Source organism: Pedobacter sp. 10L46_2 (assembly GCF_056395165.1).
In genome coordinates this window covers 35221-46201 of record NZ_JBFTIZ010000052.1, presented here as the reverse complement: position 1 = coordinate 46201, position 10981 = coordinate 35221, and the positions used below count along the sequence as shown (strand labels likewise).

9 protein-coding genes are annotated in these 10981 nt (G+C 41.9%); all 9 read right to left on the bottom strand.

The genetic code is table 11. The annotated features are described in order from the left end of the window. Positions 1 to 217 precede the first annotated feature (217 nt). Genes AC1DDX_RS08240 through AC1DDX_RS08200 form a run of 9 tightly spaced genes read right to left on the bottom strand, consistent with a single transcriptional unit; the run spans position 218 to position 10980 of the window. Positions 218 to 766 carry a CatB-related O-acetyltransferase gene (locus AC1DDX_RS08240; RefSeq protein ID WP_172661992.1) on the bottom strand — a complete coding sequence of 183 codons (549 nt, stop codon included), beginning with the start codon at positions 764 to 766 and terminating at the stop codon, positions 218 to 220. After that, complete coding sequence (locus AC1DDX_RS08235) at positions 763 to 1707, bottom strand: glycosyltransferase family protein (RefSeq protein WP_477621941.1); 945 nt, start codon at positions 1705 to 1707, stop codon at positions 763 to 765. The genes AC1DDX_RS08240 and AC1DDX_RS08235 overlap by 4 nt, the downstream gene beginning before the upstream one ends. Positions 1708 to 1715: 8 nt before the next feature. After that, entirely contained in the window at positions 1716 to 3698 is a 1983-nt protein-coding gene (locus tag AC1DDX_RS08230; RefSeq protein ID WP_337718134.1) for a right-handed parallel beta-helix repeat-containing protein, read from the bottom strand. Between the two features lie 57 nt (positions 3699 to 3755). Further along, a complete protein-coding gene (locus AC1DDX_RS08225) occupies positions 3756 to 4892 on the bottom strand; it encodes a polysaccharide pyruvyl transferase family protein (protein ID WP_337718133.1) in 1137 nt (378 codons plus the stop codon). 2 nt (positions 4893 to 4894) lie between these two features. Continuing rightward, a complete protein-coding gene (locus tag AC1DDX_RS08220; protein ID WP_337718131.1) occupies positions 4895 to 6010 on the bottom strand; it encodes a glycosyltransferase family 4 protein in 1116 nt (371 codons plus the stop codon). Positions 6011 to 6038: 28 nt separating this feature from the next. Beyond that, a complete protein-coding gene (locus AC1DDX_RS08215) occupies positions 6039 to 7289 on the bottom strand; it encodes an O-antigen ligase family protein (protein WP_288883498.1) in 1251 nt (416 codons plus the stop codon). 10 nt (positions 7290 to 7299) lie between these two features. Continuing rightward, complete coding sequence (locus AC1DDX_RS08210) at positions 7300 to 8415, bottom strand: polysaccharide pyruvyl transferase family protein (protein ID WP_337718129.1); 1116 nt, start codon at positions 8413 to 8415, stop codon at positions 7300 to 7302. A 4-nt stretch (positions 8416 to 8419) separates the two neighbouring features. Beyond that, positions 8420 to 9403, bottom strand: coding sequence for a nitroreductase family protein (locus AC1DDX_RS08205; RefSeq protein WP_288883500.1), 984 nt, complete (start codon positions 9401 to 9403; stop codon positions 8420 to 8422). 23 nt (positions 9404 to 9426) lie between these two features. Then, complete coding sequence (locus AC1DDX_RS08200; RefSeq protein WP_288883501.1) at positions 9427 to 10980, bottom strand: MATE family efflux transporter; 1554 nt, start codon at positions 10978 to 10980, stop codon at positions 9427 to 9429. Between the last annotated feature and the right edge of the window lies 1 nt (position 10981).

Sequence of the window (10981 nt, the reverse complement as noted above, 5' to 3'; positions counted from 1 at the left end):
CTTTTATCCTTGCCCATGTGATATCGGTAACTATCTATAAATCTTTTTATACGATCAATCCGGAAGTATATCCAGCGCCGGCTGCCGGAAAATGTCAATTTTTAAATTCACTTTGAGACGCGTTTTCTACAACAGGGTCCCAAACATCTTTTTGGGTAAATACCCACTAGAACTGACAGGCCCAATATGTGAAATGAACTTCACGAATAAAGAACCTCTAGCTAATCATGCTATTCAATTCCCTCAAATGATTACTCAATTCCTCTTCCGAGTCAAACCTGTCCTTAATTTTCCTGGCCGGGTTCCCGCCATAAATACTATACGGCTCCACATCCTTGGTCACTACAGATCCCGCGGCTATAATTGCTCCGTCATTGATCACCACCCCCTGCATTATCGTTGCACCGTAGCCCACCCAAACATCATTGCCAATCCTGGTCACCAGGCCCTTGCCCTTCCAATCGTAGCTTTCTTCACGAATAGACGAGGCAATCCTTATCGGCGTACCTACCTGCTGAAAATGATGGTCATACCGCCCAACAATACCCACCCTGTTTCCAAAGATTACATAATCGCCAATCACACAATCCGTCTCTATTAACGAATCTCTCCCGATGTAAAAATGCTTACCGATCTTAATCTGATTTTTCGCCCACAACCTTACCCTTACACCCGCATGGAAACCCTCTGCAATATCGTACCTGGCCCATTTTATTTTGGCCAGATACAAATCCCTCAAATCCTTTATTAAGCCTACTACACTCATTTGAACACCCTTTGAAAAATTGTTTCAATTTTCGAGATGATTCTCGATACCAATCCCATTTTAAGGATAAACTTATTTTGATAAAATTGATTTACCTGAACTTTATGCGGCAAGGAAAAGCTCATCCGTTCTTCGGTATCCAATGCAGGCAAATACCTTCTGCCGGAACCATTGGTATGCGTAGCGAACTGGTCAAAACCATTGTTAAATACCTTCGAGAAAACCGGATAAATCGTCAACCCGCCCTTCCTGAACTGATGGTAGAACCAACGTATCGCCCAGGAATCGAGGCGACCTTCCATTTGCTCGGCCAGCATCTTGTTCAAATCCGAACCGCCAACAGCAAATTCTCTTTGTGCTCTGGAATCCTTTTTGAAAAGCGCATAGTCTTTAACCGCCCAATCCACATCCGACCAGCGATCTTTCCAGGTAGCCCAGCCCCAGGACCAACCACGCTTTAAGAAATAAGCATCATCATGATCATCCTTAGACTGCCCCAGGTTAAAAGCATAACCCGAAATAGAAAATGCCGCCGGATCCGACTTGTATTTCTCCAGGCAGGTGTTCATGAAGGTAAGAAAATTACTGGTGGTACTCAGGTCATCTTCCAGCACAATAACCGTATCAAATTTCTGAAAAACAGAAGTAACGCCGTCAATGATCGACTTCGCCAGGCCTTTGTTTTTCTCTGCCTCCACTACTGTAATCGCTTTAAATCCGGTTATGGTTTTTATAAAATCTCTAACCTGCTTTACAATCACTTCATCCTTTTCAACTTTGGCAGCATCAGAGAAAATAAAGAGCTCGCTATCCGCTGCGAGTTCGTTTTTTGCAAGCGCTTCAACCGTAGTTTTCAGGGTATCCAGCCGCTTATAGGTAAATAATAAAATTGGAGCTATATTCATTTTTTTAGATAGGGTTTGATTATTTTTTTTGYGGATAAGAATTTTTATTTTCTCAGTCCGATGTTCGAAACATTAATTTGTTTTAATCCTTTTAAAGCAGCCCCTCGGGGATCCTTACCAAGGGAAATCGTATTGCTGTCTAATACCGATTTATTCGACGAAAACCGGCCAACATTTATACATAAACTATTTTTGAATTTATTTGGTCCCGGCCTGTAATCATTTGAAGCCAGCTTCTTTAAATAGGGATACCGCTTTAGAAAAAGTGCCGAATTTGAATTCACATCACTCTTCAGCTTCTTGCTCATCTCTTTTGTACCCATCAGCGCCTTCCATTTCTCATCAGTCCAGGAAGTCATGGAAACCGCCAGCCCGCAGTTCACAAAGTTATTGTCGGCAAATGTATTGTCCCCGCCGCCATTTATATGAACTGCACCAAACTTCTGCTTACCCTGTACAGATCCACAGTTTTTAAAAACATTACTGTCCACCTTAATGCCTCCACTTCCATCGTCTATGTATACCGCGGCAACCATATAGCCTCTGGGGCTCACCAAATTCTCAAAAAGGTTGTTATGGATCCGCGTCCCTGTTGATGAGCGGTCGCGTCCCGTATACACCGCGCCCTGGTCATTTATTTCCTGCACCACATCTTGAATTTTATTGTACGAGATGTCATGATTATTTCCCCAGTACATAATTGCCTGTCCCTGGCTATCATGAATAAAGCAGTTCTTTATGGTATTGCCTACCCCACCCAAAAATATAGCCGGAGAACTCACCCAATTCCTTCTTGCATAATTGTAAATCTCAGTATTATCTATTATGTTCCCTGCCGGCAATAGATTTTGTCTATCACCTCCTGTCATGAAAACACCTCCGGTTCCGGTATTGTAGATTTTGCACGATTTTATGGCAAAAGCCGAGGTCTTATCAAAAGAGATCAGCTCTTCATAACTCTTATACAAAGATTTATCAGCAGTGTTCTTTCCAATCCCGATACCCACCGTACCCAGGTTCATTATCGTACAGTTCTTGATGTTAATGTTTTTGGTGCCCTGCGCATAAATACCCATATCCCTGCCATAACCAATTTCCAATCCGCTTAAGGTTACATTATTTGAATTGATTAAGGAAATGATAGGCGTACTGCACACAGAAACAAAGAGCTCATCTGCCAGATCACCCGAATGGTAAAAAGATAGAATCCCGGTTGTTCTGTCTAAATAATACTCGCCTGAACTGTCCAGTTCTTCCGGGATATTGTAAAAGAAAAACCTCCTGAAAGGCGATGCCTCATCCGTACTTTTTACGCCATAACTCGTAGTAGCATCTAAAGTTATTTCATTTCCATCGATAGATTTAACCGGCACATTATCGTTTGCAAACCCATTGGCCAGAAAACCACTCACCCATACCTGGTCCGATTTCTTCCATTTTGCGGGCCGGTCTCCGCTGTACGCAAACACCGCCCCTGCCTGAGCACCCGTCACACGCTTATCCTTTATTCCCGGATTACTAACCTTTCCAATAGACAAAAAGCCCTTGTTTGGCCACCTGGCCAGCTCCATAGCCTGACCTTTATAAAACAGCTCCAGCGGAGCGGTAACGGCATTTCTATGGCCATGCTGCTGCAACTCACCATAGTCGGCGATGCCTGCTTTCTTCAGGTCAATCTGATAAATGCTTGCAGCAGTTTTCTTCACAGCAGATCTATCAATTTTAACTCCTCCGCTAAGCAGCACCTTTTCGCCTTTATAATTGGCAATGGTAAGCTGCTTCACATTGTCGTTACTGCCAATGTTTATTGTTTTATCCGTAAAATAAGTGCCACCCCTGATCAGGATGGAAACGGATCCACCTTTTACGGAGGCAGCCTTTTGCAATGCGCCATTTAAGCTGCGCAAAGGCTGATCTATGCTTCCGGCCGACTGATCGTTTCCACCAGGAGCAACATAAAAAATCTTATCATTATTTTGAGCGAAAATATTGAATGAACAGAGAAGAAAAAAAACCAATAACCTCATACTTTTCATAATTAATATTTCAAAATGTATCCTATTAACGTAAACTGTTGCGCAGCTTTAGTTCAGGAAAAGCCGGCCAAAATGATCGGTAATTGTCTTGGCCTTTTGTTTTTTAAAATGACTGAATTTTTCCAGATAAGAATGCTCAGCATCTATGCTAAACTTAATCTCGGTATCCGGTTTGGTATCAATCAACAGTGCTTCAAGATCAAGGTCCTTAAACACATTCACCAGCTTATGGTGCAATTTCAGATCCGTCAGAATAATAGGCACCGTATTGTTTAAAATAGACAATAAAGCTACGTGCAAGCGGTTTGTATATAGAAATCTTGCACCCGCATAAAGGCCAATAGCCTGTGCAAAGCTCAATTGCTTATCCAGCAGCTTACACTTGTAATTGTTCCGTTCTAAAATGTCTTTCAGGTACTGTAAAGACTCCAGGTCTTCTACCACCTGATAGGCCAGAACAATCTCTTCATTTTTTACAATCGTATCTGCAAACATCCGCATCAGGTTCACTGCAATCTGATCCAAATAAGCCTTGTTCAGCTCCTTACCCTCAATATCACCCCTTATAGAAACCACCACATAATTGTCGCCCTTATAATCCAGCTCAACGCGGTCAATTACAGCTTGAAAATCACCGATATCATATAAAAACGCCAGGTCATCAATCAAAGAAAGATTGTTAAAACCCTTCTCTTTCAAATGGTCATAATTATTAGAATCCCTAACCGCTATATCGGTATAAACGTTCGAGAGTTTCCTTTGATCAGCATAGCCGCCATCAGAGTATGGGCCCAAACTCACGCCCCACCTGAGCACGCCTATTTTGGCGGTCTTCAATACTACCGCTCTCAAAAAATACTTATAAAACTTAAACTTTGCCTTAGCCGCATCCTTACCTTCAAAATAGGCGCCCGGAGGGTCAAAAACGAAGTCAACCTTACCAATAACCGAGGCTAAATTCAGCCACCTCAGTACCGGTTTACCCTCAAAAGCCTTAATCCCCTCAACAATAACGATGTTTTTAGCAAAGGGATTATTTAAGGTCACCAGGTCATACAATGAGGGCACTTTACCATCTATAAAAACCTTTCCGAATTTTGATATTTCGCGTATCAGCAAGGCATTGATCAAAACATCACCCAGGTTAGAATCCTTTATTCTCGAAGGATATATAAAGCTCTTCATAACTAAAAATTTACCGTTTGTTTGTATAAATCATAAAACTCCTTTTCGATCTCCACAACATTAAACTTTTCCGCATATTCAATCCGTTTTTGGGCCGAATCATCAACCTCACCTTCCGCAAACTCCGTATATTTTGCTTGCAATAAGCTGGTCAGCTGCGGGATATCATCAACAATAAAATCCTTTTCTATGCCTTCAATGATCTCTGTTATGCCACCACCATCTTTAAATACAATTGTTGGTTTGCCCAGATGCAAACATTCAACTGCAACCAAACCAAAAGGTTCAGAGCTCGATGCAAACACACATAAATTCATTACCGCCTGGTAATCGATCACATTGGTTTGAAATCCTGCAAATATTACTTTTTTGGTTATCCCCAACTCTTCTACATAAGCCGTCAGCTTTTCTCTGGTCTCTCCATCACCAACCAGCAATAACATCACATCATCGTTATTCTTTTGCATCTCAAAAAAAGCCTCAATCAAATACTCCACCCGCTTCCAGCTGATAAACCTGGAGGTGGTGCCTATAATGAACTTTTCATTCAAGGATGGAAACTCCTCCAGTGCCCGTTTTTCATTCCAGCTATCCTTAAACAGAACCCCGTTATAGATCACCGAATTAGATGGATTTTTAACCCCCATCTTAATCCAGAAATCTTTTGTGTAGAGTGAATTATTGGTCACCGAATCGCAAATAGAATTCAGAAAGCGCACCAGCAATCTGGTTTTCGCTTTAAAAGAAATGGTATCCGGCCGGCCGTCTACTCCCGCACTATGATTGGTATAGATGATCTTCGCCTTAGAAAAGCGCAGCGCCTCAGCCATTAGCGGCTTAAAGATATGCAGGTGAACAATGTCGTGTGTATTGGTGATCTTCAGGATCTTTTTATACGTCCTTATGTTATAGTCAAAAGGATTTAGCTTCACATAAAAGATCGGGATTCCCGTATTAACGATCCGTTTATTGGCAACCGCATCTTTATCCTGACAGCAAAGTATACTCACATCAAGCTCCGGATTCTTTGCCTGCGCCTGGGTTAAATAAAAGAGAAAGGCTTCAATTCCGCCAAAAAGGAAATCATGAACAACGTGGACAACTTTAACTTTACACATATACGTTAATTTTATTGTTTAAAACTTATTACTTATAAACCAGCTCTCTGGAAATATTGATCACATATAAAGCGACGCATAAAACGGGGACAGTTCCTAATAATGTGCTCCCTGCAATATTGCCCAGGAACAGGAAAAAAATGTAATATTTTGCGTAGGCAAATTCATTCGGCACCCGGGTTCTCAAAGTAGAGATCAGGAGTTTGAAAAACAGGAACAGCCCTACAAAACCAAAATATAAAAATATAGAGGCGTAGCCCACATCAGCAGCCACATAGCCCTGAGAGCGCCCATACTTATCTATAAAATCTCCGTATTTTGATTTGCCAAGCGAGTACCTGCCATTGCCAAGCAAATCGGTGATCACATTCGGAGAGACCTCTGTAAAATAAAACCGGTAAGCTCCCACCCTCGGGTTCTCATCTCCTTCCTTCTGACCGGAATACTCCGTCTCACTTTTTTCAATTAATGCAGAGATCACCGGACTCACGATCAAAAGCACCCAAAAGGCTGCAACAAAGCCAAAAACAACCAAAAGCCTTTTCATCAAACTCAGGTTATCCAGAAAATACAGCAAGCCTAAAATGAAGCTGAAAATAATCGCCTGTCTGCCCAGGTGGAGCACAATGGTCACAAACAATACCACACATACCACCACCCATTTCTTATTAAAAGCATACTTTATTTTCGAAATGGACAGAAAATAGGCAAGGTAAAGCGGACCTGCCCCAATCAAGGTGAGCCTTATTCTCGAAATCCCGCGACTCGTATCAATCTCCTTATCCAACTCACCGTAGCCTTTAAACAGCCTGAACGGGGAAACCGCCAGCCCCACATAAAAGCAGACCAGGTAAATGGCCACAAACACCCATATAAAGCGCTCCACCTCATTCATTTTGGGTTGGCTCTTTGCTAAATAGAAGTAAAACAGGAACGAAAAATTAGGGATGGTCGAAATGAAGGTATCCAGGAAACCCTGTTTCCAGAACAGCGTTGCACAAAATACGGAGATGAAAGTAAACAACGACATCGTCCTTATGACATAAGAGAACCTGTCCCTGTACGACCCGAATATGTAATTTCTCGAATAGAAGATCATCCCGGCTAACAGCACATAATAGAATGCCTTTAACAGGTCATCATTTAAATTTAATGGCCTGAAAAAGAAGAAGTAAGAAAGATTAAAGATCAGAATGAATGAGATCAGTTTCGACTTCTTTTCTATCTGCTCTTCGCTTTCTATCTGCTGCTCGGGTAAAAGTTCTTCAGTAACTGTCATTTAGTATCTATTACAGGGAGTCAAATAAAAATTTAATTGAGTCTTCCCTACGTTCACTTAATAATTTCGATGGAATGGTATAGTCAATAGGCGCAGTCACATCAGCCAGATCGTCCGTATTTTTGATCAACCGATCCTTCAGCCCCAGTACCTCCAATAAGTTCAATACCCTGTAAGGGTTAGAATTCTTATAAATGCTGTAAAAGTTCTTTTGGAAAATAAGGGAGAAAGTAGTTCCGTGGAAAGAATTGGTTACCACAAACCTGGCATTATCAAACAACCAGATGAATTCATTAGGCCCGACATCCTCTAAGCACACATCAACCAGATCGGCTTTCTGTTTTTTACTGCTGATGAACACCACCTTGCAGCCTAATTTTTTAGCAATGTCTTTTGCCAGGTTAATGCAAACACTATTGTTGTCAAAGGTATAGATCAGTACATAGTCCTTTGGTATTTCGCGCGACAGCGGTTTGGCAATCGTCCTCCACTGCTCACCGGTCAGCAATAATGTCGGATCCACCACCACCTGCACATCTTTATCCATAAAGGTTGAAATCTGATCCTTTAAAAACTGCTCCCTTACCGAGATGTTCTTATAGGCACCTAAAGATGCAGTTAAAGTCTTCCTGTCGCCATTGGCGAACTTATGCGCACCCGCACTGGAGGCGTACGACAATCTTTTTACCCTGTCGTTTCCAAAGGCCAGCAAGTACACAGGATCCAGCTTGCCTCCGGTAAACTGAGGGTTCCAGATCTGATCGCTGCCACTGATCAGTACATCATATTGCTTACTGTTTACATCCACCTCAGTAAGGTTCTTATAAGAACCCTTACTCAAGGGGATATACTCGGTAATAAACTCTTTGATCTTATTTTCTTTTTTAACCCCTTTTTTTAAAATAAAGTGCTTTACAAAATGTTTCGCATTCTGCTTTAGTGATCTTCTGCCGTCGTACAGTTTATGATTGTATTTCAGATCAAGATCCTGCTGCTGATAATCGATACACTCTATATTATGTGTTTCCAGTGCCCTGCATAAGCCATAAGCCTGTAAAACGCCTCCATAGTTGTACACATTATGGAAGGTAACTAACCCAATATTCTTTGTTTGTTGGTCTTTCATGTCCTTATAAAATTTTAACCACTTCTTCTGCATCCAGCCTTGGCGAGGATGCTATTTTAATTTTCTCAGGCAGGTATCCGCAGGAAACCACCAGACCCACTCTTTCATTGTTCGGGATGCCCAGCAGCTGTCTTAATTTCAAATCCCTGTGCACCTCCACGCTCCAGTTCAAAGGGCAGGCACCAATGTCATATCTGTGCAGCGCATACAATAGCGACATCGCAAACATCCCTGAATTCACAAAAGATTCATTTCTATCATTTGGGCCCTGGAAAACTGAAATATCAGCTGTGATCACAAACAGGGTATCAGCCAGATGCCCAAATCCCCTGTTGCCATATTGCAGTTTCAGCACCTCCTGCTTCATCTCAGCAGATCTGACCATGTAAATCCTGTTCACCTGCCTGTTGCAGGAGGTAGGCGATTTTAGCGCCAGCCTTACGCACTTCATCAACACCTCTTCGGGAATCAGCACATCGCTGTAATTTCTGGAGCTGTATCTGGAAAGGCAGAACTTATCGAACGACGATTCCCTGTGGGCGAAATAAACGTCTCTGTCAAATTCAAATTGTTTTGGTGTTTCGTATGCGGTAATTCTCAGCCTTAATTTGGCTACCTGATCGGTAATGGCCTGCTTTAACGCAAAGCTTTTTTTGTCATGGAATTCAACATATTCTTCCAGTACATTCATGGAATGAACGAACTCCAGACTAGATAAATTGTATTTTTTATCCAAATACATATTCATCATATCTATCAGTTCAAGCACAACAGGCTCCCCAAACCCAAGCCTGGTATCGGGCATGGTCAGCCCCTTCTCCAAAACATGGTAATAGATGGTTAGCTTGCCTTTAAGTTTGTTTTCAGTATCGAAGGTTTGATAAACATTCGAATTCTTAATAAATCGATTAAAATCGTAAGCATAAAGTTTCGACAACTTGGCTATGATTTTAACTTTTTTCGGGACGATTTTTTTTATGAAAGACATATAATTAAATTTTATTATCTTATTTATTTTCCGGCGAATTTCACCTGAATTCCGGATAACTTTTTTGTAAGGCCTTTTGCAATTCCGGCCACCATATCACGTTCAGCTTGCACAAAGCCGTAATTCCATATCAATAACGAGGTAGAGCAGAAGCTCAGTGCCAGTACCACACCCAACCTAATAAAGCCCTCCGGCATAAAAAGTCCCGGTAAAAATGACACCCCTATTCCCACTGCAGTAATCACCGCAACCTTTAGAATGATATTCTTGAAAAAAGCACTTATAGACAAGCCCGTTAAGGTGTGAACAATCCTTAGCCTGATCACCAGCGAAATCGCTTCGAGGCACAGCCCGCCAATTAAAACTGAGTAGGCCGGATAACCGGATCTAAGCAGAAAATACGAAAGTGGCAAAGTGAGTAAAACGGTGGACCCTACAACGGACTGATATAGTTTAATCTTGCCAGTAGCCTGAACTGCTGTTTTCAATCCAGTCGACATCTGACTAACGACACTGGTCATCAGTACAATCGTACAAAAGGCAGCAGTATACTGAGGTACATTGGATAACCAGAACTTCAAAATAAAGGGCATTTCAATGAGCATGGGAATAACCATGAACAGCAGCAAGAAAACAGAAAACTTACTGGATTGAGTAGCCAGTCTGATCATCCTTTCCCTGTCGCCCCCCCCTTCACTTTTAACGATCTGCGGATTAAAGGCCCTTACCATCATGACCGAAAAGGACTGCATTTGGGAGTTAACCTGATTGGCAACCGCATAAGATGCATTGATCTTAGCGCCATAGAACCTGTTCAATATGATGCTCAGCCCCTGAGAGCTGGCCACATAACACAAGGCCCCAAACAAATTCCATCCTGCATACGAGGCCATTTCCTTCAGCAGCGTGTAATTGGCCGAAAAGCCGAAACTAAACTTACATTCTGCATACTTTACCGAACACCAGATCGTCTTGATCATCCTGATCAGGATAGTTACCGCAGCAATCAGAATCCCGTAGGTGATCAGCTTATCAAAGTGTGTATACAACAGGTAATAGGCAATACCCAGTTTCAATACCGCCTCCAGAATACCACTTAACGAATCAAATAAAAGATCTTCGTTTGCATTAATTGCGGCATCGTACGGCACTGCATTTATGGTAAAAAATGTACTCACCACCATAAAATGAAAAACATACTTTGCCGTTTCAATCCTGGCGGCCGGTATATTCAGCACGCCATCAAAAAGAAACAGTCCGGCAATTTCCAGCAGGGCAACAACCAGCAATCCAATAATTAAGTGTAGGGTGATACTGGTTTTAAATACCTCTTTGTTTTTGTCTACTTCCCCCTTTCCAAGGAAAAACGAGAGGTAGCGCTGGGTAGTTACCGTCATCGCGCCGTTCAAAAAAGAAAGCATCAGAATAACCCCGGCCAGCAAATTAAAGATACCAAAGTCCTCTGTTCCCAGAGATTTCAATATCAAACGGGTCGAAAACAATGCGATAAACATGGTAATCACCACTTTTCCGTAAAGGAAACCGGTGTTGTAAAAAACTTTTTTAGCGGCTTTCATA

What these genes read in the sequence shown, in the direction of transcription:
- AC1DDX_RS08240 (WP_172661992.1), bottom strand. Translation starts at nt 766, where the DNA reads ATGAGTGTAGTAGGCTTAATAAAGGATTTGAGGGATTTGTATCTGGCC.
- AC1DDX_RS08230 (WP_337718134.1), bottom strand. Translation starts at nt 3,698, where the DNA reads ATGAGGTTATTGGTTTTTTTTCTTCTCTGTTCATTCAATATTTTCGCT.
- AC1DDX_RS08205 (WP_288883500.1), bottom strand. Translation starts at nt 9,403, where the DNA reads ATGTCTTTCATAAAAAAAATCGTCCCGAAAAAAGTTAAAATCATAGCC.
- AC1DDX_RS08210 (WP_337718129.1), bottom strand. Translation starts at nt 8,415, where the DNA reads ATGAAAGACCAACAAACAAAGAATATTGGGTTAGTTACCTTCCATAAT.
- AC1DDX_RS08225 (WP_337718133.1), bottom strand. Translation starts at nt 4,892, where the DNA reads ATGAAGAGCTTTATATATCCTTCGAGAATAAAGGATTCTAACCTGGGT.
- AC1DDX_RS08200 (WP_288883501.1), bottom strand. Translation starts at nt 10,980, where the DNA reads ATGAAAGCCGCTAAAAAAGTTTTTTACAACACCGGTTTCCTTTACGGA.
- AC1DDX_RS08215 (WP_288883498.1), bottom strand. Translation starts at nt 7,289, where the DNA reads ATGACAGTTACTGAAGAACTTTTACCCGAGCAGCAGATAGAAAGCGAA.
- AC1DDX_RS08220 (WP_337718131.1), bottom strand. Translation starts at nt 6,010, where the DNA reads ATGTGTAAAGTTAAAGTTGTCCACGTTGTTCATGATTTCCTTTTTGGC.